This window comes from Klebsiella sp. 7-CIP_Kleb., from assembly GCF_050378655.1.
GTDB lineage: Bacteria > Pseudomonadota > Gammaproteobacteria > Enterobacterales > Enterobacteriaceae > Klebsiella > Klebsiella quasipneumoniae.
The window spans coordinates 267,965-289,741 of the sequence record NZ_JBNRLJ010000003.1 but is presented as its reverse complement, the minus strand read 5'-3'; the positions used below and the strand labels follow the sequence as shown (position 1 = coordinate 289,741).

Here is a 21,777-nt window from a genome sequence, read left to right as displayed (position 1 = left end):
GATATGAAAAAAGCACTTCTGGTGGTGAGCTTTGGCACCAGCTATCACGACACCCGCGAGAAGAACATCGCCGCCTGCGAGCGCGATCTGGCCGCCAGCTGCCCGGACCGCACGCTGTTTCGCGCCTTCACCTCGGGGATGATTATTCGCAAACTGCAGCAGCGCGACGGCATCCATATCGATACCCCGCTGCAGGCCCTGCAAAAGCTGGCCGAGCAGGGGTACCAGGATGTGGCGATCCAGTCCCTGCACATTATCAACGGCGACGAGTACGAGAAGATCGTTCGCGAAGTGCAGAGCATGCGCCCGCGCTTTCAGCGTCTGACGCTGGGCGCGCCGCTGTTGAGCGGTCATGGCGATTACGTGCAGCTAATGCAGGCCCTGCGCCAGCAGATGCCGCCGCTGGCGGCGACGGAACGAGTGGTATTTATGGGGCATGGCGCCAGCCACCACGCCTTCGCGGCCTACGCCTGTCTGGATCATATGATGGCGGTGCAGGGTTTTCCGGCGCGGGTGGGGGCGGTGGAAAGCTATCCCGAAGTGGACATCGTGATTAACGAACTTGCTCGCCAGGGCGTGACCGGCGTGCACCTGATGCCGCTGATGCTGGTGGCCGGCGATCACGCCATTAACGATATGGCCTCGGACGAAGAGGACTCCTGGAAAACGCTGTTCAATGCCGCCGGTATCACGGCAACGCCGTGGCTGAGCGGGTTAGGGGAAAATCCGGCGGTGCGGGCGATGTTCGTCGCCCATCTGCAGCAGGCGCTGAATAACGCGATGGAGAAAGCAGCATGAGCGGCAAACTGTACGCCCTGAGCACCGGGCCGGGGGCGGCCGATCTGATCACTGTGCGTGCGGCGCGGATCCTCGGCCAGCTGGATGTGCTGTATGCGCCAGCCGGTCGCAAAGGCGGCGACAGCCTGGCCCTCTCCATCGTGCGCGAGTACCTTGGCGCACACACGGAGGTCCGCTGCTGCCATTTTCCGATGAGCGCCGACAGCGCGGAAAAAGAGGCGGTGTGGAACGATGTCGCCGCGGCGCTGGCCCAGGAAGTGGCGGCGGGCAGGCAGGTCGGATTTATCACCCTCGGCGATGCCATGCTGTTCAGCACCTGGGTCTTTCTGCTGCAGCGGATTGGCTGCCCGGACTGGCTGGAGATTGTCCCTGGCGTTACCTCCTTCGCCGCCATTGCTGCGCGGGCGAAAACCCCGCTGGCCATGGAGCAGCAGTCGCTGGCGGTGATCTCCTGCACCGCGCCGGAGGCGGACATTGCCGCGGCGCTGCGCCAGCATGACAGTTTGGTTCTGATGAAAGTCTACGGCCGCTTCGCCCGCATTAAGGCGCTGCTGGCGCAGGCGGGGCTGCTGGATGCGGCGCTGATGATGTCAGAGGCCACCCTGCCGGGTGAGCAGTGCTGGCGCAGCCTGCGCGAGGTCAGCGATGACCAGCCGCTGCCCTATTTCTCGACCATCCTGGTTAACAAACAGTGGGAGGAGGCGTAATGAATCAGGTGCAATCGCTGAAGCAGCTTTCGTATGGGGGGCTGGCGGCTGCTGTTCTGCTGATCATCGTCCCACAGGAGGCGTTCGCCATGCATATCATGGAGGGCTTTTTGCCGCCGATGTGGGCGCTGGCGTGGTGGCTGCTGTTTTTACCCTGCCTGTGGTACGGCCTGGTGCGCCTGCGGCGTATCGTCCAGGAAGAGAGCAATCAGAAGGTGCTGCTGGCTCTCTGCGGGGCGTTTATTTTTGTTCTTTCGGCGCTGAAGATCCCATCGGTGACCGGCAGCTGCTCGCATCCCACCGGCGTTGGTCTGGCGGTGATCCTCTTCGGGCCGGGCGTAGTGGCGGTGCTGGGGGCGATCGTTCTGCTGTTCCAGGCGCTGCTGCTGGCGCATGGCGGCCTGACCACCCTTGGCGCCAACGGGATGTCGATGGCGGTGATCGGTCCGATGGTCGGCTATCTGGTGTGGAAGCTGGCCTGTCGGGCGGGGATCCGTCGCGATGTCGGGGTCTTTCTCTGCGCCATGCTGGCGGATCTGATGACCTACTTTGTCACCTCCGTCCAGCTCGGGGTGGCCTTTCCCGATCCGGCAACCGGAGCAGGTGGATCGATCGCCAAGTTTATGGGCATCTTCTGCCTGACGCAGATCCCGATCGCCATCGCGGAAGGGTTGCTCACCGTGATGATCTACGATCAGCTAACCAAACGGCGACTGATCGCCGCGGAGGGACATTAATATGAAAAAGACCCTGATCCTGTTGGCGATGGTGGTCGCCCTGATGATCCTGCCATTTTTTATTAACCACGGCGGCGAGTTTGGCGGCTCGGACGGCGAAGCGGAGAGCCAGATCCAGGCGGTGGCGCCGGATTATCAACCCTGGTTCCAGCCGCTATATGAACCGGCGAGCGGAGAGATTGAGAGCCTGCTGTTTACCCTGCAGGGCTCGCTGGGCGCGGCGGTGATTTTTTACATTCTCGGATATGCGAGGGGCAGACAGCGCCGTGATGACCGGGTTTGACCGACTCAGCTACCAGAGCCGCTGGCTGCAGGTGGCGCCAGAGCGGAAGTTTCTGCTCTGGCTGCTGCTGATGGCGCTGGCCTTTACGCTTCCGGCGTGGGGCCAGGCGCTGACGCTGGCGTTAACCGCCGCGCTGACCTGCTGGCCGCTACGGGTCTCATTCAAGCGCTGGTGCCGCTGGATGGCGCTGCCCTTTGGCTTTTTGCTGGTCGGCGTGCTGACCATTCTGTTCAGCGTCAGCCGCGACCCGCAGATGCTGTTAGCGAGCTTTCGGCTGGGCGCTTTCTCGATAGGGATTTCCGCCCAGGGGCTGGCCGTGGCCGGGGAGACTTTCTGGCGCAGCCTGGCGGCGATGGCGGCGACGCTCTGGCTGGTGCTCAATCTGCCTTTCCCGCAGTTGATTATTTTACTTAAGCGCGGTCGCGTACCGCGGCTGCTGACGGAGCAGATCCTGCTGACCTGGCGCTTCATTTTTATTCTGTTGGACGAGGCGATGGCGATTCACCGCGCGCAAACCCTGCGTTTTGGCTATGGTAGCGTGCCGCAGGGCTATCGCTCGCTGGCGATGCTGGTGGGACTGCTGTTTACCCGGGTGATGATTCGCTACCAGCAGATGAGCACGGCGCTGGATATCAAATTGTACCAGGGTGATTTTCACCTCTAAGGATAAGTATGCTTGCCACAACCGATCTCTGGTTTCGCTATCAGGATGAGCCGGTGCTTAAAGGGCTGACGCTGGATTTTTCCCGCCATGCGGTGACCGGCCTGGTGGGGGCCAACGGCTGCGGAAAGTCGACGCTGTTTATGAACCTGAGCGGCCTGCTGCGCCCGCAGAGCGGGGCGGTGCTATGGCAGGGAAAACCGCTGGATTACAGCAAGCGCGGCCTGCTGGCGCTGCGCCAGCAGGTGGCGACGGTGTTTCAGGATCCGGACCAGCAAATCTTCTATACCGATATCGACAGCGATATCGCTTTTAGTCTGCGTAACCTCGGGGTGGCGGAAGAGGAGATCGCCCGCCGGGTAGATGAGGCGCTGACCCTCGTCGATGCCCAGGGATTTCGCCAGCAGCCGATCCAGTGCCTCAGTCATGGGCAGAAAAAACGGGTGGCGATCGCCGGGGCGCTGGTGCTGCAGGCGCGCTACCTGCTGCTTGACGAGCCCACCGCGGGCCTCGATCCCCGCGGGCGCGCGCAGATGATCGCCATCATCCGGCGCATTGTCGGGCAGGGGCGGCGCGTAGTGATCTCCAGCCACGATATCGATCTGATCTATGAGGTGAGCGACGCCGTTTACGTTCTGCGGCACGGCGAAGTGCTGGCCGAAGGGGAACCCGGCGAGGTGTTTGCTTGCGCGGAGACCATGGCCCGGGCGGGATTGACCCAGCCGTGGCTGGTGAAACTTCATAGCGAACTGGGGCTGCCGCTGTGTAAAACCGAAGCGGAGTTTTTTCAGCGGATGCGCAACGATGCGATAGGCGCGATTAAGGAGGCGTCATGACGCTGGCGATTATGTTACAGGGCACCGCTTCCGACGTCGGGAAAAGCGTGCTGGTGGCGGGACTGTGCCGCATTTTTTATCAGGATGGACTGCGCACCGCGCCGTTTAAATCACAGAATATGGCGCTGAACTCCGGCATTACGCCGGATGGCAAAGAGATGGGCCGGGCGCAGATTTTCCAGGCCGAAGCAGCCGGGATCGCCCCGGATGTCCGCATGAATCCGATTTTGCTCAAGCCCACCAGCGACCGTCAGGCGCAGGTGGTGCTGATGGGGGAGGTGGCGACCAGCATGGACGCGGTGAGCTATCACCAGTACAAGCCACGCCTGCGCGAGCAGATCCTCGCGGTCTACCAGAGCCTGGCCGGGGAGTATGAGGCGCTGGTGCTGGAAGGGGCCGGCAGCCCAGCGGAAATTAACCTGCGCGACCGCGATATCGTCAATATGGGCATGGCCGAAATGGCGCAGTGCCCGGTGATCCTGGTGGCCGACATCGACCGCGGCGGGGTATTTGCCGCGATTTACGGCACGCTGGCGCTGCTGCAGCCCGAGGAGCGAGCGCGGGTGAAAGGCGTGATTATCAATAAATTCCGCGGCGATGTGGCGCTCCTGCGCTCGGGGATCGAGCAGATCGAGGCGTTGACCGGCGTGCCGGTGCTGGGCGTTATGCCGTGGCTTGAAGTTGACCTTGAGGATGAGGACGGCGTGGCGCTGCAGGCCGGGAAATACCACCGCACCGACCGGCGCGATATCGACATCGCCGTCGTTCACCTGCCGCATATCGCCAATTTTACCGACTTTAACGCCCTGGCGGCGCAGCCTGACGTCCGGGTGCGCTATGTCCGCGACCCGCAGGCGCTGGCCGACGTCGACCTGGTCATTCTCCCGGGCAGTAAAAATACCCTCGGCGATCTGTGCTGGCTGCGTGAAAGCGGCATGGCGCACGCGGTCGAGCAGGCCCGGCAGCGCAAGGTGCCGCTGCTGGGGATCTGCGGCGGCTATCAGATGCTCGGCGATACCATTATCGATGAGGTGGAGTCTGGCCTTGGCACCCAGCCCGGACTGGGGATGCTGAAGACCGTGACCCACTTCGCCCAGCGCAAAACCACCACTCAGGTGCAGGCGACCCTGGAGGCTAACCTCCCGGATTGGTTAGCCGACGCGGCGGGGCTGCGGGTCAGTGGCTACGAAATTCATATGGGCGAGACGCGCCGTGAGGCAGGCTGCGCGCCGCTGCTGCAGCTGCATAAAGCGGGACAGTCAGTGGCAGACGGCGCGGTCAGCGACGACGGCCTGGCGTTTGGCACCTATCTCCACGGCCTGTTCGACAACGATGCCTTTACCCGGGCGCTGCTCAACGGCCTGCGTCAGCGCAAAGGGCTGGCGCCGCTGGACAGCGCCCTTGAGTATGCCCGCTATAAAACCCGCCAGTTTGACCTGCTGGCCGATGCCATGCGCGAACATATCGCCATCGATAAAATTTACGCCATCATGCGCCAACATCAGGAGCCCCTATGCTGACTTTGGTTACCGGCGGCGCGCGCAGCGGCAAAAGCCGCCATGCCGAGGCGCTGATTGCCGATGCGCCGCAGGTTTTATATATCGCCACCTCGCAAATCTTTGACGACGAGATGGCCGCAAGGATCCAGCATCATCGCGACGGCAGGCCCGCCCACTGGCGCACCGCCGAGCGCTGGCAGCAGCTTGATGAACTGATCACCCCGGATACCGCCCCAGAGGAGGCGATTTTGCTGGAATGCATTACCACCATGGTCACCAACCTGCTGTTCGCGCTCGGCGGCGACAGCGACCCCGACGGCTGGGATTACGCCGCCATGGAGCGGGCTATTGATGACGAAATTGGCGTGCTGATTGCCGCCTGTCAGCGCTGCCCGGCGCACGTCGTGCTGGTGACCAACGAGGTGGGGATGGGCATTGTGCCGGCGAACCGCCTGGCGCGGCATTTTCGTGATATCGCCGGGCGGGTCAATCAGCGCCTGGCGGCCGCGGCGGATGCGGTCTGGCTGGTGGTCTCCGGCATCGGCGTCAAAATCAAATAACTCAATCGCTGGCCGACCGGGCCAGCCCTGGCAGGGATTCTGTATGCAAAGCGTAAACGAGGTACTGCGGGCGATCCCCGCGCCGGACGCCGACGCCATGGCGCGGGCACAGCAACACATCGACGGCTTACTCAAACCCCCCGGCAGCCTCGGGCGTCTGGAGGCGCTGGCGGTGCAGCTGGCGGGAATGCCCGGCCTGGGCGGCCAGCCGCAGGTGGCGAAAAAGGCCCTGCTGGTGATGTGCGCCGACCATGGGGTGTGGGACGAAGGGGTGGCGATTTCGCCGAAGGCGGTCACGGCCATCCAGGCCGCCAATATGACCCGCGGCACCACCGGCGTCTGCGTGCTCGCCGCCCAGGCCGGGGCGCAAGTGCACGTGATTGATGTCGGGATCGATAGCGAACCGCTGCCCGGCGTGGTGAATATGCGGGTGGCGCGGGGCTGCGGCAATATTGCCCGCGGCCCGGCCATGAGCCGCGAGCAGGGGCAGGAGCTGCTGCTGGAGGTGATGCGCTACACCCGCGCGCTGGCGCAGGAGGGCGTGACTCTGTTTGGCGTCGGCGAACTGGGGATGGCCAATACCACGCCGGCGGCGGCGATGGTCAGCGTCCTGACCGGCAGCGATGCGCAGGAGGTGGTCGGGATTGGCGCCAATTTGCCGCTGGCGAAGGTTGGCAACAAGGTGGAGGTCGTGCGGCGGGCTATCGCCCTTAATCAGCCCGACCCGAAGGATGGCCTCGACGTGCTGAGCAAAGTCGGTGGATTTGATCTGCTGGGGATGACCGGCGTCATGCTGGGGGCGGCGTCCTGCGGGCTGCCGGTGGTGCTGGATGGCTTTCTCTCTTACGCGGCGGCGCTGGCGGCGTGCCGGATAGCGCCGGCGGTAAAACCGTATCTGATCCCGTCCCACTATTCGGCGGAGAAGGGGGCGCGTATCGCGCTGGCGCACCTCGGACTCGAACCGTATCTCAATATGGGTATGCGGCTGGGGGAAGGCAGCGGCGCGGCGCTGGCGATGCCGATCGTCGAGGCGGCCTGTGCGATGTACCATCGCATGGGCATGCTGGCGGCCAGCAATATTGTGTTACCTAAGGGGTAAGCAGGAGATGGGGGCGGCAATGGCCGTTCCCGTTTTCGGCAGAGGTTTTGCCGGCGGCAGAAACAAAAAAACACCCTTGAGGGTGTTTATGATGTTGGTTGCGGGGGCCGGATTTGAACCGACGACCTTCGGGTTATGAGCCCGACGAGCTACCAGGCTGCTCCACCCCGCGTCACCGTACTGCTTCACGTTGTCAAATTTGATTGGTTGCGGGGGCCGGATTTGAACCGACGACCTTCGGGTTATGAGCCCGACGAGCTACCAGGCTGCTCCACCCCGCGTCACCGTACTGCTTTACTTCATCAAATTTTAATTGGTTGCGGGGGCCGGATTTGAACCGACGACCTTCGGGTTATGAGCCCGACGAGCTACCAGGCTGCTCCACCCCGCGTCCGTGGAAGCGCACTATACTCCGCTAGCGAGATGATGCAACCTTTTTTCGACCAAATCGACATTTTTGTAAGAATTGGCTTATAAAACGCCACGTTGTGGTGTTTTTTTACACAAATCTGTGCCATCGATGAGATCGCGCATTTCAATAGCTCTGGCGCTTTGTTATCTTCAACACGCACTAAGGCTTCGCAGCAAAAGATGAGACACCATGAAAGGACGTTGGGCAAAATACGTAGCGACGGGGGCAATGCTGGCTATGCTCGCCGCCTGTTCCTCAAAACCGACCGACCGCGGTCAGCAATATAGCGATGGCAAGTTCACCCAGCCGTTTTCACTGGTAAACCAGCCGGATGCCGTCGGGGCGCCGATCAACGCCGGCGACTTCTCCGAGCAGGTTAATCAAATTCGTAACGCCTCTCCGCGCCTCTATAACAGCCAGAGCAACGTCTATAACGCGCTGCAGGAGTGGCTGCGCGCCGGCGGCGACACCCGCACGCTGCGCCAGTTTGGCATCGACGCCTGGCAGATGCAGGGCGTCGACAACTATGGCAACGTCCAGTTTACCGGCTACTACACGCCGGTGGTGCAGGCGCGCCACACCCGTCAGGGCGAATTCCAGTACCCCATTTATCGGATGCCGCCGAAGCGCGGCAAGCTGCCGTCCCGCGCCAGCATTTATGCCGGCGCGCTGAGCGACAACTATGTGCTGGCGTACAGCAATTCGCTGATGGATAACTTCATCATGGACGTGCAGGGCAGCGGCTATATCGATTTTGGCGACGGTTCGCCGCTCAACTTCTTTAGCTATGCCGGGAAAAACGGCTGGCCCTATCGCAGCATCGGCAAAGTGCTAATCGACCGCGGGGAAGTGAAGAAAGAAGATATGTCGATGCAGGCGATCCGCGAGTGGGGTGAAAAGCACAGCGAAGCGGAAGTGCGCGAGCTGCTGGAGCAGAACCCGTCGTTCGTGTTCTTTAAACCACAGTCTTTCGCGCCGGTGAAAGGCGCCAGCGCCGTGCCGCTGATCGGCCGCGCCTCGGTGGCCTCCGACCGGTCGATTATTCCGCCGGGAACCACCTTGCTGGCCGAGGTACCTCTGCTGGATAATAACGGCAAGTTTAACGGCCAGTACGAACTGCGTCTGATGGTCGCCCTCGACGTTGGCGGGGCCATCAAAGGCCAGCATTTCGACATCTATCAGGGCATTGGGCCTGACGCTGGCCACCGTGCCGGCTGGTATAACCACTACGGCCGCGTATGGGTGCTGAAAAACGCGCCAGGCGCGGGAAATGTTTTTAGCGGCTAACACCCCTGGCCGTGCCTGTTGACCAGGGCGCCCGGATGACGCCGTTTGCGGCGGCCTCCGGGCGCTGTCATTTTGTTCTGAGGTTCTATGTCTGTTGTAATCAGCGATGCCTGGCGCCAGCGTTTTGGCGGTACGGCACGTTTATATGGTGAAAAAGCGCTGCAATGTTTTGCCGACGCCCACGTCTGCGTGGTCGGGATCGGCGGGGTCGGCTCGTGGGCGGCGGAAGCGCTGGCGCGGACCGGCATCGGGGCGATCACCCTTATCGATATGGACGATGTCTGCGTTACCAATACCAACCGCCAGATCCACGCCCTCAGCGGCAACGTCGGGCTGGCGAAAGCGGAGGTGATGGCGGAACGTATTCGCCTGATCAACCCGGAGTGTCGGGTGACGGTGGTGGATGATTTCGTAACCCCGGAAAACGTGGCCGAATACCTTGGCGCCGGCTTCAGCTATGTCATTGACGCCATCGATAGCGTCCGGCCAAAAGCGGCGCTTATCGCCTGGTGCCGCCGCTACAAAGTGCCGCTGGTCACCACCGGCGGGGCGGGCGGCCAGATTGACCCAACGCAGATCCAGGTCGCTGACCTGGCGAAGACCATCCAGGATCCGCTGGCGGCTAAACTGCGCGAGCGTCTGAAAAGCCAGTTTGGGGTGGTGAAAAACAGTAAAGGCAAGCTCGGCGTGGACTGCGTATTCTCTACGGAAGCGCTGGTCTACCCGCAGGCGGACGGCAGTGTCTGCGCGATGAAGAGCACGGCGGAAGGACCGAAGCGGATGGACTGCGCATCCGGGTTTGGCGCCGCGACGATGGTGACCGCGACCTTCGGGTTTGTCGCGGTGTCGCATGCCCTGAAGAAGATGCTGGCGAAAGCGCAGCGCGACGCTGCGGCTTCCGGGAAGTAGTTCGGCGGGTAAGCGAAAGCTTGAGATTAGCGCTCGCGGGCGGCGGCGAGCACCGCCTCGCTCAGGGCGCTGAGGCCCTGGCTGCGCGAGGCGCTGAGCTGGCCGCGCAGCCCCAGCTCGTCAAACAGCGCCAGCGGATCCTGCGCCAGGATCCCGGCGCGGGTTTTGCCTTCCACGGCGGTTAAAAGTACCGCCAGCAGACCGCGCACAATCCTTCCTTCGCTGTCGCCAAAGAAGTGCAGCCTGCCCTCGGCGTCCTCCTCATAGCCCAGCCAGACGCGGTTCTCACACCCGGCAATCTCATGGGCCTGCGCTTTGTGCTCGTCGGTCAGCGTCGGCAGCTTTTTGCCCAATAAAATCAGCTGCCGATATTTATCCTCCCACTGGTTCAGCGGGGCGAAGGTCTGGCGCAGCGTGGCGTCGGTAATGGTCGTGCCGAAGGGGTGCAGGGTCGTCATTAATCCACCAAAATTTCCAGGGCGCGATCCACCGCGTGGACCAGCGCTGCAACATCGTCTTGGGTATTGTAGGGGGCGAAAGAGGCCCGCAGCGTGCCGCTGACTCCTAAAGCCGCCAGCAGCGGCTGGGCGCAGTGCTGCCCGGCGCGCAGGGCAATGCCGGACTCGGCCAGCAGCGTCACCAGATCGCTGTGATGAATACCGTCGAACTCAAAGGCGAGCAGGCTTGACTGCTGGCAGCGGAAAGAGCGGAAGCCCGGCCGTTTCGCCAGCGCCTCTTCCGCCAGGCTCGCCAGGCTGCGGCTCCAGTTTTCCGCCTGGCCGATATCGCTCTGCGCCAGCCACTCCAGCGCGGCGCTGAGGCCGATAACCCCGGCGACATTGGGCGTACCGGCCTCAAGGCCATAGGGCGCCGGCTGTGGCGTAAAGCCGTCAAAGCTGACCTCGACGATCATCTTCCCGCCGCCGAGCCAGGGCGACATCGCCGCCAGCAGTTCGCTTTTGCCGTACAGGGCGCCGATCCCGGTCGGGCCATACAGCTTATGGCCGGAAAAGGCGTAAAAATCGATATCCAGCGCCTGCACGTCCGCGGGGAAATGCACCGCCCCCTGCGCGCCGTCGACCATCACCACCATCCCGGCGGCGTGAGCAAGGCGGATGGCCTGAGCCAGGTCCGGGCAGCCGCCGGTGACGTTGGACATCTGGCCGATGGCCAGCACCCGGCTGCGCGGGGTAATGAGCGCGCTGAGGCTGGCGATATCCGGCAGGCGGTCGGCGCCGAGCGGCAGCTTGACCACTCTGGCGCCGGTTTGCCCGGCCACCATAAGCCAGGGCACGAGGTTGGCATGATGCTCGGCTTCGCTAACGAGAATTTCATCGCCAGGCTGCAGGCGCGGCCGGACGTAGCTCTGCGCCACCATATTGATGGCCTCGGTGGTCCCCCGCGTCCAGACGATATCTTTGCCGGAGGGGGCGTTCAGCCACGCCGCCACGCGCTCGCGGGCCGCCTCATAGCGCTCGGTCAGCCGCTGGGCGGCGGCGAATTGACTGCGGTGGACGTTGCCGGCGCTCAGGCGATAAAACTGGTCGCTGGCGTCGATCACCGCCTGCGGTTTGAGCGCCGTCGCCGCGCTGTCGAGATAGACGCCGGCATCGGCCAGAGCCGGAAACTGCGCGCGAAAGTGCGCAGGGTTGAATGCGTTCATGGAATTCCTCGTATCAATACCGCGATCGTCGCGCAATTTGTCGGGCGTGACAAGGCCTCTGCGCTCTGTGGAATTGTCCGAATGTGACTCCACGTGGGTCAAAGAGGGTTATGCTGAAAAGTGTTGGGTTTGTGTTTTAACCTATTACTTAACGAGTCACGAATAGTATAAATAGCCGTAAGGAGAGAAAAATGAAAATGACTAAGGCCGCTGCGATTATCTCTGCCTGTATGCTGACTTTAGGCCTGAGCGCCTGTTCCTCTAACTATGTGATGCATACCAATGATGGGCGGACCATCGTTACCGACGGGAAACCGCAAACCGATAATGATACTGGCATGATCTCGTATAAGGACGCGTGGGGCAACAAACAGCAGATCAATCGCTCTGACGTGAAACAGCTGGGTGAGCTGGACGAGTAAGGCAGTAAAAAGGCAAAAAAAAGCACCGCGCGTTGCGGTGCTACATTAAATCACTATGGACAGACAGGGTAAATGTACAGGAAGTGAAAAGGGGTAGCCTTGCTACCGGGGTCTGCAAAGACAGACCAATTGCAAACACAACAACACAACATCACAACCGTAAGCCAAAAGCTTGATGGAACACGCATTCCAAAAAAAGCTTCTCGTTCCGGCTCAGGAAGTGCCGCCACTATAGGTATTTGCTGGTAGAACCTCAACGGACAATTTATAATGGCTCAGATAAAAAAAACTAATAGGTTAACCATTGTTTCCTATTTGTTAAATTGAGTTAACATCTAAGCCAGAATAACCATGTCGAAGCGATTACCTCCTCTGAATGCATTACGTGTTTTTGATGCAGCCGCACGCCATCTCAGCTTCACTCGGGCAGCCGATGAGCTTTTTGTGACGCAGGCCGCAGTCAGCCACCAAATCAAGTCTCTCGAGGATTTTCTGGGCCTTAAGCTGTTCCGTCGGCGCAATCGTTCGCTGCTGTTAACGGAAGAAGGGCAGAGCTATTTTCAGGATATTAAAGAGATTTTTTCGCAACTGACGGAAGCGACGCGTAAACTGCAGGCGCGCAGCGCCAAAGGGGCATTAACGGTCAGTTTATTGCCAAGTTTCGCCATCCAGTGGCTGGTGCCGAGACTGACAAGCTTTAACTCAGCTTATCCGGGAATCGACGTCAGGATCCAGGCGGTGGACCGTCAGGAGGATAAGCTGGCGGACGATGTCGATGTGGCGATTTTTTACGGTCGCGGCAACTGGCCGGGCCTGCGTGTGGAAAAACTGTACGCCGAGTATCTGCTGCCGGTCTGTTCCCCGCTGCTGCTCACCGGCGATAAAGCATTGAAAACGCCTGCCGATCTGGCGCAACATACGCTGCTTCACGATGCGTCCCGCCGCGACTGGCAAACTTATACCCGCCAGCTTGGTCTAAGCCATATTAATGTGCAGCAGGGGCCGATTTTCAGCCACAGCGCGATGGTGCTGCAGGCGGCCATTCACGGGCAGGGCGTGGCGCTGGCCAACAATGTCATGGCGCAGTCCGAAATTGAAGCCGGTCGCCTGGTGTGTCCATTTAATGATGTTCTGGTCAGTAAGAATGCGTTTTACCTTGTTTGCCATGACAGTCAGGCAGAACTGGGTAAAATAGCCGCTTTCCGGCAGTGGATTCTGGCGAAAGCGGCAAGTGAACAAGAAAAATTCCGCTTTCGTTATGAACAATAATTACTTGTAGGGTAACAACATGACCAGCCGTTTTATGCTGATATTCGCCGCGATTAGCGGCTTTATCTTTGTGGCTCTGGGTGCCTTCGGCGCGCATGTCTTAAGTCAATCGCTCGGCGCGGCGGAGATGGCCTGGATCCATACCGGCCTGGACTATCAGGCCTTCCATACCCTGGCGATTTTTGGTCTGGCGGTGGCGATGCAGCGTCGGATCAGTATCTGGTTCTACTGGAGCAGCGTGTTTCTGGCGTTAGGGACCGTGCTGTTCAGCGGCAGCCTCTACTGCCTGGCGCTCTCTCATTTACGCCTGTGGGCGTTCGTGACCCCGGTGGGCGGCGTGAGCTTCCTCGCCGGCTGGGTGTTAATGTTAATTGGTGCAATTCGTCTGAAACGTAAGGGCGTTGTTCATGAATAAGGTTGTCCTCTATTGTCGCCCTGGGTTTGAGAAAGAGTGCGCAGCAGAAATTACCGATAAGGCAGCCCGCCTCGAGGTGTTTGGTTTCGCCCGGGTCAAAGAAGACTCTGGCTATGTGATTTTTGAAGGCTATCAGCAGGATGATGGCGAGAAGCTGGTGCGCGATCTGCCGTTCAGCTCGCTGATCTTCGCCCGCCAGATGTTTGTGGTGGGCGAACTGCTGCGCGACCTGCCGCCGGAGGATCGCATTACGCCGATCGTCGGCATGTTGCAGGGCGTGGTGGAGAAGGGCGGCGATCTGCGCGTCGAGGTGGCGGACACCAACGAAAGCAAAGAGCTGATGAAGTTCTGCCGCAAGTTTACCGTGCCGCTGCGCGCGGCGCTGCGCGAAGCGGGCGTCCTGACCAGCTATGAAACGCCGAAGCGTCCGGTGGTGCATGTGTTCTTTATCGCCCCGGGCTGCTGCTATACCGGCTACTCGTACAGTAACAATAACTCGCCGTTCTATATGGGCATTCCGCGGCTGAAGTTTCCGTCCGACGCGCCGAGCCGCTCCACCCTCAAGCTGGAAGAGGCGTTCCACGTTTTTATTCCGGCGGACGAGTGGGACGAGCGCCTGGCGAACGGCATGTATGCCGTCGACCTCGGCGCCTGCCCGGGCGGCTGGACCTATCAGCTGGTGAAACGCAACATGTGGGTCTCTTCGGTCGATAACGGCCCGATGGCCCAGAGCCTGATGGATACCGGCCAGGTGACCTGGCTGCGTGAAGACGGTTTCCGCTATCGTCCTAACCGCAACAACATCTCGTGGATGGTCTGCGATATGGTGGAAAAGCCAGCGAAAGTGGCGGCGCTGATGGCGCAGTGGCTGGTCAACGGCTGGTGCCGGGAGACCATCTTCAACCTCAAGCTGCCGATGAAAAAGCGCTATGAAGAGGTGTCGCAGAATCTGGCCTACATTCAGGCCCAACTGGACGAGCACGGCGTTAACGCCCAGATCCAGGCGCGTCAGCTGTATCACGATCGTGAAGAGGTGACCGTTCACGTGCGTCGCCTGTGGGCCGCCGTTGGCGGACGTCGCGACGAGCGTTAATCACTCACCCTGAGGCCAGAGACGCGCATGTCCTCTGGCCTTCGCCGCATGCTTAAGGCTGCGGCGCATCCGACACAATATGCGTCACCTCATCCAGATGACCAATCCTCGCTTCGCCGGAGCGGTTGAACTTGCTTTTGTCGATCAGCAGCAGCGACTGCGCCGCCCGCTTAAGCAGGATCGATTTGAAGTCGGCATTGAAGGCATTGGAGTCCCACAGCGCGCCCTGCGGGTCGATGCCTTCGCAGGAAAAAATAAACAGATCGATCTCCAGCGATTTCAGCTGGGAAATCAGCGCCGGGTTAACGTAGCAGCCATATTTCCGCTGCAGAGTACCGCCGGAGCAGGTGAGCATGATCTGGTCGCGTTTAGCCAGCTCCTGACAGATGGGCTGGCTGTTGGTAAAGACGTGCAGCGGGCGGTCCGGCAGCTGGCGGGCGAGATACCAGCAGGTGGAGCTGGCATCGAGGGCGATGACCATCCCTTCGTCAATCCAGGCCAGCGCTTCGCGGGCGATATCGGCTTTATGCGCGTAATGGCTTTTCAGCCGCATGTGAAAAGGGTCGCCGCTGTCCTGGCTGCGCTGGTGGATCACTTTAGCCCGGCCGTGGTTGCGCAGCACTTTGCCCTGCGCCTGCAGCTCGCTGAGATCGCGGCGAATGGTTTCCCTGCTGACGTTGAGCTGTTTTGACAACGTTTCGGTGGTCAGGCTGCTGTGGTTGATCAGGAGATCGACGATCGCCTGCTGGCGGGCCGCTTTCATTTATTCTCACCCCATCATTGATTGAGCGTCTGCATCAGGCAGACGCTCCGGCATGAGATTACGGCGTGACTCCTTTTTTTAAAAGGATATTTCCGTACTTAGCGCACTCTCCTGTGATAACGATCGCAAAGGCTTTTTGCGCCCGGTCGTAGAAGGCAAAGCGGTCAATCCGCACGATATCCGGGCAGGGGACCTGCGCCGAAAGCGCCTGCCGATAGCGCTGTTCCACCGTCGGGTCGAGCGCATCGCCTTCGACGGCGGCCATCATCACCAGCGGCGGCGCATAGCTGTCTAACTCGAACAACGGGATAATCGCCTGCAGCAGATCGCTGACCCGCAGGCCGTCGGCCCGAATCACCTGCGGACCCATGCTGTGCGCCGGGAAGTGGGCATCGGAAAAAATAATTTCATCCCCATGGCCCATTTCGGCCAGCACTTTCAGCAGTTCCGGCGATATCAACGGGGAAATGGTTTTGAGCATCTCAGGCTTCCTCTGTTAATTCAGGTTCAGTTTGCGGCCAAAAATAGCGGTAGCGGTACGCGACCTGCGCTCTGGCCTGTTCCGGGGAAGAGAACTCGCCCACGCCATACCAGCCAAACATCGCCGCGCCGGCCACCGTGGTTTCGGCATCGTCGAGAACTTTGATCGGTATTCCCAGCCGGTCAGCCTTGATCTGGTTCCACAGCGCGTTGCGGCTGCCGCCGCCCACCAGCAGCAGCTCTTGCGCCCGGAAGCGGCCGATGTTTTCCAGGGTTTGCAGATGCTTCGCCAGCTGGTCGCTTAACCCCTCCAGCGCGGCGCGGTAAAAATGGCCGCGGGTGGTGTTGAGCGTGACGCCCTGCCAGCCGGCGTGCTGGCTGGCGAGCAGGTCGCACTGCATTCTGACGCCCTGGGCGCCGGGCGGGATCGCCTGCGCTTCGTCAATCAGCGTTTGCCACGGCGTGTCAGTGTTCCACAGTAGCTTGCGCACCCACTCAAGCACGCCGGAGGCCAGCCACTGCATCCCCGGGTTATAGCGTCCCGGCTGGCTGTCCAGCTCGCAAGTGGAGCCGCTGTAGTCGCAGAGCAGCGAGGTGTCGACCTGCGCGCTGCGCACCATCAGGATCTCCCAGGTCCCTGAGGAGAGCACCGACTCATCCTGCCCGGCGCCGGCGCCAAACAGGGCGAACTGAGTGTCGTGCCCGGCCGAGATAACCGGGACCCCGACGGGAAGGCCCAGCAGCGCAGCGGCCTCCGGCAGCAGGGCGCCGATCGGCTGGCCTGCTTCAACCAGCTGCGGGAACAGGCGGCGCGGCAGGCCGGTCGCCTGCAGGATCGGCGCGCTGAAATCGCGCTGCCGGAGATCGAGCATCTGGCTGGTGCCCGCCATGGTGAGGTCGGTGGTGAACTCCCCGGTCAGCCGATGGTTGATCAGCGACGAAATAAACAGCCAGGCATGGGCCTGCGCCAGCAGCTGCGGGTGGTTCTCTTTCAGCCAGATCAGCTTATACAGGGTGTTGAATGCAAAGGCGCCGACGCCGGCGATTTGCTGCAGCTGGCGCGCGGACATATACCGGCTGATGGTGTCCATTACCGCCGCGGTGCGCGGGCATTTCCAGCTGATTATCGGATACAGCAGCGCACCCTGCTCATCCACCAGCGCGCCATCGACGCCAAAGGTCGTGACGGTGATGCCGCGCACCGTGCAGGAGGCCAGCTGTTCATGGATCTGCCGACAGCAGTCGGCAAAGCGCTGCATAATGGCCTCCAGCGACCACTGGTGCCAGTCGCTTTTTTCCGCCGCAATGTCGCTGGCGTTCGCCGTTGCGGCGCGGGCGATAATGTTCCCCTGTCGGTCAACGGCCATCGCCCGCACGTTCGTGGCGCCGCAGTCGAGGACCAGGATTACGTCTTGCTTCATAGTGACTCCCGAAACAACATTGCCGAATGGCGCGGCGCTTATCCGGCCTACAAACAGCGCGCGTCTGTAGGCCCGGTAAGCCTGCGCCTCCGGGCGAAACCAACCTGTTAACGCTTATACAGCGGCCCGTAGTTCTGGCAGGCGCGGTAGTCCTGGCCTTCGATGTCCATACCGTGCGCGGCCCAGGCGGAGGGGCGGTAGATTTTCGCCGCTTCCACGTTGTGCATGCAGACCGGAATACGCAGCATGGCGGCGAGGGTAATGAAATCCGCGCCGACATGGCCGATGGTCAGCACGCCGTGGTTGGCGCCCCAGTTAGCCATGACCGAGTACACATCGCTGAACGGGCCTTTGCCGGTCAGGCGCGGGGCAAACCAGGTGGTGGGCCAGGTGGAGTTGGTGCGGGCGTCGAGCTGGTCGTGCATCGCTTTGGGCAGCGCCACGCTCCAGCCTTCGGCGATTTGCAGTACCGGTCCCAGGCCTTTGATGATGTTCACCCGGGTCATGGTGAACGGCACGCCGCCTTCGGTCAGGAAGCGGGAAGAGAAGCCGCCGCCGCGGAAGTATTCATGGATCGCCGGGCACCATTCGGTGGCCGCGAGGCAGGCATCCGCCTCGTTCTGCTCAATCTCCCAGTGAGGTTTCATCGTTGGGTTGCCCTGCGCGTCGCGCTGCTGGCAGGAGCCGTCCAGCGCTGCGGAGCCGGAGTTAATCAGGTGAATGATGCCGTGCTCCGCCCGGCCGGTGAGCGGCTGCCCGGTGACGCGCTCTACGGCCTCCGGCGACCAGTAGGTGCGCACGTCGGCAAACACCTGGGCGGTGCCGGTGAGCTGGTGGCCCATCAGCATGGCCACGCCGTTGAGGCTGTCGTTTTCGGTGGCGACGACGAACGGCTCGCGCACGCCGTTCCAGTCAAAGGAGCTATTGAGCAGCGCTTCGGCGGTATCGCCATTGGGGTATTGATCGGTCCAGTGACGCTGGCCCTGGAAGCCGGCGGCGATGGCGTTGTAGCCCAGCGACTCCTCCACCAGCCCTTTTTCCGCCAGCTTCGCGTTGCCCTGCATCATGTCGCGGATGCACATCGCCATCAGCAGGCTCTCTTTCAGCACCGCGCGGCTCTGCGCCTCATTGCGCTTATACTGCTCGGCGTTCTGATCTTCGCCGTAGCGGAAATGTTTATCCGCCCACGCCAGCGCCATCTCCAGCTCGTTTTCATCATAGATTTTCTGATCGATTCGCCGGCGCAGCTCCGTCATGTCGACAGCCTGAACCTTCATCCCGAGCCAGGATTCAAAGAAGTTGTGGTCGACGATGGAGCCGGCGATGCCCATTGAGACGCCGCCCAGCGACAGATAACTTTTCCCTTTCATACTGGCGACCGCCAGGCCAGCGCGAGCGAAGCGCAACAATTTTTCTTCGACATCCGCCGGGATCGAGGTGTCATCGGCATCCTGCACATCATGCCCGTAGATGGAGAACGCCGGGATCCCTTTCTGGCTGTGGGCCGCCAGCGCCGCGGCCAGATAGACCGCTCCCGGACGCTCGGTGCCGTTGAAGCCCCAGATGGCCTTCGGGCGCAGCGGATCCATATCGATGGTTTCGCTGCCGTAGCACCAGCAGGGGGTGACGGTGATGGTGACGCCAACGTTCTGGCTGCTGAATTTCTCTTCACAGGCGGCCGACTCGGCCATGCCGGCGATGCAGGTATCGGCGATCACGCACTCCACCCGGGCGCCGCAGGCATGGCGCAGCTTCTCACTGATAAGCGCGGCGGTGGCTTTCGCCATGTTCATGGTTTGCGCTTCCAGCGATTCGCGAACCCCCATGCGACGACCATCGATTACCGGGCGGATACCGATCTTCGGTAAGCTGATTTTTTTCATTACAGATCCCTCAGGTTATGCGGATAACAGGTTTAGTTCGTCGCCGCTTGCGAGCGGAAACGGGCAAAAATAAAGATGATGGCGAAGCACAGCGCCGGAACCAGTTCGGCGGTCGGGATATTGCCGGCGGCGTCGCTGACAAAGCCCATTACCGGGGTGACGATCCCGCCGCCGATGATGGTCATGACGATAAATGACGAGCCATATTTGGTGTCCTGGCCCAGGTGCTTAATCCCCAACGAGAAGATGGTCGGGTACTGAATGGACATAAAGGCGCTGCACAGAGTCAGGGCCAGCAGACCGACGTGGCCGCCGCTGAAGGCGGAGAGCAGACAGAGCAGCATGGCGATAAGCGCATAGATAGCGAGCACGTTATGCGGCGCGAAGCGGCGGATCAGCCAGGTGCCGGTGAAACGGCCAATAAAGAAACAGACCATGGTGCCGGTCAGGTAGTTGGCGGCGAAACCGGCCGTCATGCCCGGGATCTCTTCGACAGCGTAGCGAATCAGATAGCTCCAGCAGGCGGTTTGCGCACCGACATAGCAGAACTGAGCCAGTACCGCCCAGCGCCAGTGGCGGATGCGCATCAGGCGCGACAGCGAGGCGAGAAACGTGCTCTGCGCGCTGTCGCTGTGGTCATCGCTTTGCAGCGACGGGAAACGGGTACAGACGATCAGCAGGGCGACCAGCAGCACGATGGCCACGATAATCATATAGGGGGTTTGTACCGACAGGACCAGGCTGTGCTTCCAGGCGCCGAGCTGCTCTGGCGTCATTTTATCCAGCACCTCCTGCGGCTGATGCGGGACGTTGGACAAAATAAGGCTCTGGCCAAATACCACGGCAATAATGGCGCCAAATGAGTTAAAGGTCTGGGCCAGATTCAGGCGGAAGTGACCGCCGCTTTCCGGACCGAGGACGGTGACAAATGGGTTGGCCGCGGTTTCCAGACAGCCAAGCCCGGCGGCGATAATAAATAACCCAATCAGGAATAAGGTGTAATTCATTACTTCGGCGGCAGGCCAGAACAGCGCGGCGCCGCAAGCATATAAAAACAGACCCGTAAGAATGCCGGCTTTATAGCTGAATTTTTTCATCAGCATCCCGGCGGGGATGGGAATAATAAAATAGCCAAAATAAAAAGCCGACTGGATTAATCCGGCCTGAAAATTAGTCAGGGTAAAGGCCTGTTGAAACTGCGGTAATAAAATATCATTGAGATTATTGGCCACGGCCCACAGAAAAAAGAGGGAGCACAGCAGAGCAAAAGGAATAATGTAGCTCTTACTTTGCCCGCTCTCCATGGCGCGGTAACTTTGCGTTGGTATCGTTGTGTTTCCCATAGCGTCCTCATCAGTTCAGAAGCATTTACAACAGCATTCAGGGCGCAGTCTGGTGCTGCAGCAGACCGCAAAATTAAGTGAGCTCAGGTGACGCGCCGGTGAGTGAAATGAAAGTCACGGCGGAACTCATGGCTTCATTTTCAAATAAAAACCGCCTGTTAATATGATGAGGGTCACACTTAACGCTCTGTGGACCATTTTATGTGATAATTGTCACTTTAATTTTTCAAAATGACTGACCGTTTGAGGAAATAAATTCACAAAACCACAACGCCAATGACCGATTGAATATATATCGTGGAAAACGGGCAAATGTTACAGAAAAATAAAATGCCCGCTTGAAGAAATATTTTTAAGAACGGGCATTTTCAACATCCGCTTAACCAGTCACATCCCTTTTTTTATGATGGAATAATTGACGTGGTTCACAAAATATGGCGATGGAAATTCCCCTGCGATTATTCAGGCTGAAGATGGAGAACATTATTCAACCTATCCCACGGTCGCCAACAATAATTACGTTGCCCTGCCGTTGACGGATGATGAGTCGCTAAAAGAGGAAAACAATGGAAAGAAACAGACTGGCCCGGCAGATTATCGATACCTGCCTGGAAATGACCCGCCTGGGGTTAAATCAGGGGACCGCCGGCAATGTCAGCGTGCGCTATCAGGGGGGGATGCTGATCACGCCCACCGGCATCCCCTATGAAAAACTGACGGAAGACAAGATCGTCTTTATTGATGCCGACGGCCAGCATGAGCAGGGAAAACTGCCCTCCAGCGAATGGCGTTTCCATCAGGCGGCCTACCAGACGCGGCCCGATGCCCAGGCGGTAGTTCACAATCACGCAGTCCATTGTACGGCGGTGTCGATCCTCAACCGACCCATTCCGGCCATCCACTATATGATCGCCGCCGCCGGCGGGAATTCGATCCCCTGCGCGCCCTATGCCACCTTCGGCACCCGCGAACTGTCTGAGCATGTCGCGGTGGCGCTGAAGCACCGCAAAGCCACGCTGCTGCAGCATCATGGCCTGATCGCCTGCGAGGCCAGCCTGGAGAAAGCGCTCTGGCTGGCGCATGAAGTGGAAGTCCTGGCCCAGCTCTATCTCAGCACCCTGGCGATTACCGACCCGGTCCCCGTGCTGGATGACGAGGCGATCGCCATCGTGCTGGAGAAGTTTAAAACCTACGGATTACGCATTGAAGAGTGATGCCGCAACCCTAACAGGAGAGA

The 21,777-nt window shown here is 60.4% G+C and carries 23 protein-coding genes and 3 tRNA genes; 16 read left to right on the top strand and 10 right to left on the bottom strand.

Annotation, left to right across the window (positions count from 1 at the left end; genetic code table 11):
• The first annotated feature begins 3 nt into the window (after nucleotides 1-3).
• The 9 genes from cbiK to cobT are packed head-to-tail and all read left to right on the top strand — an operon-like array spanning nucleotide 4 to nucleotide 7,180.
• Nucleotides 4-798 (top strand): sirohydrochlorin cobaltochelatase, encoded by a 795-nt coding sequence (gene cbiK / locus ACQUTI_RS14840; RefSeq protein ID WP_017899205.1) that lies wholly within the window; start codon nucleotides 4-6, stop codon nucleotides 796-798.
• On the top strand, nucleotides 795-1,505 hold the full coding sequence (locus ACQUTI_RS14835) for a cobalt-factor II C(20)-methyltransferase (RefSeq protein ID WP_060656701.1): 711 nt from the start codon (nucleotides 795-797) through the stop codon (nucleotides 1,503-1,505). Before cbiK ends, ACQUTI_RS14835 begins: the two co-directional genes overlap by 4 nt.
• Complete coding sequence (gene cbiM, locus ACQUTI_RS14830) at nucleotides 1,505-2,242, top strand: cobalt ECF transporter S component CbiM (RefSeq protein ID WP_004205506.1); 738 nt, start codon at nucleotides 1,505-1,507, stop codon at nucleotides 2,240-2,242. The genes ACQUTI_RS14835 and cbiM overlap by 1 nt, the downstream gene beginning before the upstream one ends.
• Before the next feature lies 1 nt (nucleotide 2,243).
• Nucleotides 2,244-2,525, top strand: coding sequence for an energy-coupling factor ABC transporter substrate-binding protein (locus ACQUTI_RS14825; RefSeq protein WP_004205507.1), 282 nt, complete (start codon nucleotides 2,244-2,246; stop codon nucleotides 2,523-2,525).
• A complete protein-coding gene (locus ACQUTI_RS14820; protein ID WP_122542436.1) occupies nucleotides 2,512-3,189 on the top strand; it encodes an energy-coupling factor ABC transporter transmembrane protein in 678 nt (225 codons plus the stop codon). The genes ACQUTI_RS14825 and ACQUTI_RS14820 overlap by 14 nt, the downstream gene beginning before the upstream one ends.
• 8 nt (nucleotides 3,190-3,197) lie before the next feature.
• Nucleotides 3,198-4,022 carry an energy-coupling factor ABC transporter ATP-binding protein gene (locus ACQUTI_RS14815; protein WP_017899203.1) on the top strand — a complete coding sequence of 275 codons (825 nt, stop codon included), beginning with the start codon at nucleotides 3,198-3,200 and terminating at the stop codon, nucleotides 4,020-4,022.
• A complete protein-coding gene (locus ACQUTI_RS14810; protein ID WP_254465503.1) occupies nucleotides 4,019-5,542 on the top strand; it encodes a cobyric acid synthase in 1,524 nt (507 codons plus the stop codon). The genes ACQUTI_RS14815 and ACQUTI_RS14810 overlap by 4 nt, the downstream gene beginning before the upstream one ends.
• Entirely contained in the window at nucleotides 5,536-6,081 is a 546-nt protein-coding gene (gene cobU / locus ACQUTI_RS14805; RefSeq protein WP_138100113.1) for a bifunctional adenosylcobinamide kinase/adenosylcobinamide-phosphate guanylyltransferase, read from the top strand. The genes ACQUTI_RS14810 and cobU overlap by 7 nt, the downstream gene beginning before the upstream one ends.
• Nucleotides 6,082-6,124: 43 nt before the next feature.
• On the top strand, nucleotides 6,125-7,180 hold the full coding sequence (cobT, locus tag ACQUTI_RS14800; RefSeq protein ID WP_023319039.1) for a nicotinate-nucleotide--dimethylbenzimidazole phosphoribosyltransferase: 1,056 nt from the start codon (nucleotides 6,125-6,127) through the stop codon (nucleotides 7,178-7,180).
• Nucleotides 7,181-7,275: 95 nt separating this feature from the next.
• Here the strand turns inward: cobT and ACQUTI_RS14795 are convergent.
• From ACQUTI_RS14795 to ACQUTI_RS14785, 3 genes are all read right to left on the bottom strand, one after another.
• Nucleotides 7,276-7,352: transfer RNA gene (locus ACQUTI_RS14795), tRNA-Met, on the bottom strand.
• A gap of 32 nt (nucleotides 7,353-7,384) precedes the next feature.
• A tRNA-Met gene (locus tag ACQUTI_RS14790) sits at nucleotides 7,385-7,461 on the bottom strand.
• Between the two features lie 33 nt (nucleotides 7,462-7,494).
• Nucleotides 7,495-7,571, bottom strand: a tRNA-Met gene (locus tag ACQUTI_RS14785).
• A gap of 210 nt (nucleotides 7,572-7,781) precedes the next feature.
• Here ACQUTI_RS14785 and mltA point away from each other — a divergent pair.
• Complete coding sequence (gene mltA, locus ACQUTI_RS14780; protein ID WP_002915579.1) at nucleotides 7,782-8,879, top strand: murein transglycosylase A; 1,098 nt, start codon at nucleotides 7,782-7,784, stop codon at nucleotides 8,877-8,879.
• 87 nt (nucleotides 8,880-8,966) lie between these two features.
• On the top strand, nucleotides 8,967-9,788 hold the full coding sequence (gene tcdA / locus ACQUTI_RS14775) for a tRNA cyclic N6-threonylcarbamoyladenosine(37) synthase TcdA (RefSeq protein WP_043520792.1): 822 nt from the start codon (nucleotides 8,967-8,969) through the stop codon (nucleotides 9,786-9,788).
• Between the two features lie 26 nt (nucleotides 9,789-9,814).
• Here the strand turns inward: tcdA and csdE are convergent, their stop codons facing one another.
• The gene (csdE, locus tag ACQUTI_RS14770; RefSeq protein ID WP_004205515.1) at nucleotides 9,815-10,246 is read right to left on the bottom strand and encodes a cysteine desulfurase sulfur acceptor subunit CsdE; all 432 of its coding nucleotides are present in this window, start codon (nucleotides 10,244-10,246) and stop codon (nucleotides 9,815-9,817) included.
• Nucleotides 10,246-11,451: a cysteine desulfurase CsdA gene (csdA, locus tag ACQUTI_RS14765; RefSeq protein WP_114505750.1), complete on the bottom strand. Its 1,206-nt coding sequence runs from the start codon at nucleotides 11,449-11,451 to the stop codon at nucleotides 10,246-10,248. The genes csdE and csdA overlap by 1 nt, the downstream gene beginning before the upstream one ends.
• Nucleotides 11,452-11,648: 197 nt before the next feature.
• Here csdA and ACQUTI_RS14760 point away from each other — a divergent pair, with 197 nt between their 5' ends.
• From ACQUTI_RS14760 to rlmM, 4 genes are all read left to right on the top strand, one after another.
• Entirely contained in the window at nucleotides 11,649-11,873 is a 225-nt protein-coding gene (locus ACQUTI_RS14760) for a YgdI/YgdR family lipoprotein (RefSeq protein WP_002915549.1), read from the top strand.
• Nucleotides 11,874-12,224: 351 nt separating this feature from the next.
• Nucleotides 12,225-13,142, top strand: coding sequence for a glycine cleavage system transcriptional regulator GcvA (gcvA, locus tag ACQUTI_RS14755; protein WP_002915545.1), 918 nt, complete (start codon nucleotides 12,225-12,227; stop codon nucleotides 13,140-13,142).
• Nucleotides 13,143-13,161: 19 nt separating this feature from the next.
• Complete coding sequence (locus tag ACQUTI_RS14750) at nucleotides 13,162-13,557, top strand: DUF423 domain-containing protein (protein WP_117130350.1); 396 nt, start codon at nucleotides 13,162-13,164, stop codon at nucleotides 13,555-13,557.
• A complete protein-coding gene (gene rlmM, locus ACQUTI_RS14745; RefSeq protein ID WP_004205518.1) occupies nucleotides 13,550-14,650 on the top strand; it encodes a 23S rRNA (cytidine(2498)-2'-O)-methyltransferase RlmM in 1,101 nt (366 codons plus the stop codon). The genes ACQUTI_RS14750 and rlmM overlap by 8 nt, the downstream gene beginning before the upstream one ends.
• A 52-nt stretch (nucleotides 14,651-14,702) precedes the next feature.
• Here the strand turns inward: rlmM and fucR are convergent, their stop codons facing one another.
• The 5 genes from fucR to fucP form a co-directional block, all read right to left on the bottom strand.
• Nucleotides 14,703-15,413 carry an L-fucose operon activator gene (gene fucR, locus ACQUTI_RS14740; RefSeq protein WP_004205519.1) on the bottom strand — a complete coding sequence of 237 codons (711 nt, stop codon included), beginning with the start codon at nucleotides 15,411-15,413 and terminating at the stop codon, nucleotides 14,703-14,705.
• A 58-nt stretch (nucleotides 15,414-15,471) separates the two neighbouring features.
• Complete coding sequence (gene fucU / locus ACQUTI_RS14735) at nucleotides 15,472-15,894, bottom strand: L-fucose mutarotase (protein WP_004205520.1); 423 nt, start codon at nucleotides 15,892-15,894, stop codon at nucleotides 15,472-15,474.
• A 1-nt stretch (nucleotide 15,895) separates the two neighbouring features.
• Entirely contained in the window at nucleotides 15,896-17,314 is a 1,419-nt protein-coding gene (gene fucK / locus ACQUTI_RS14730; RefSeq protein ID WP_428923303.1) for an L-fuculokinase, read from the bottom strand.
• Nucleotides 17,315-17,421: 107 nt separating this feature from the next.
• Nucleotides 17,422-19,197 carry an L-fucose isomerase gene (gene fucI / locus ACQUTI_RS14725; protein WP_043520786.1) on the bottom strand — a complete coding sequence of 592 codons (1,776 nt, stop codon included), beginning with the start codon at nucleotides 19,195-19,197 and terminating at the stop codon, nucleotides 17,422-17,424.
• A 32-nt stretch (nucleotides 19,198-19,229) separates the two neighbouring features.
• Complete coding sequence (gene fucP, locus ACQUTI_RS14720; protein WP_048295492.1) at nucleotides 19,230-20,540, bottom strand: L-fucose:H+ symporter permease; 1,311 nt, start codon at nucleotides 20,538-20,540, stop codon at nucleotides 19,230-19,232.
• Between the two features lie 566 nt (nucleotides 20,541-21,106).
• Between fucP and fucA the strand changes: the two genes are divergently transcribed.
• Nucleotides 21,107-21,754 (top strand): L-fuculose-phosphate aldolase, encoded by a 648-nt coding sequence (gene fucA, locus ACQUTI_RS14715; protein WP_002915470.1) that lies wholly within the window; start codon nucleotides 21,107-21,109, stop codon nucleotides 21,752-21,754.
• Nucleotides 21,755-21,777 lie beyond the last annotated feature (23 nt).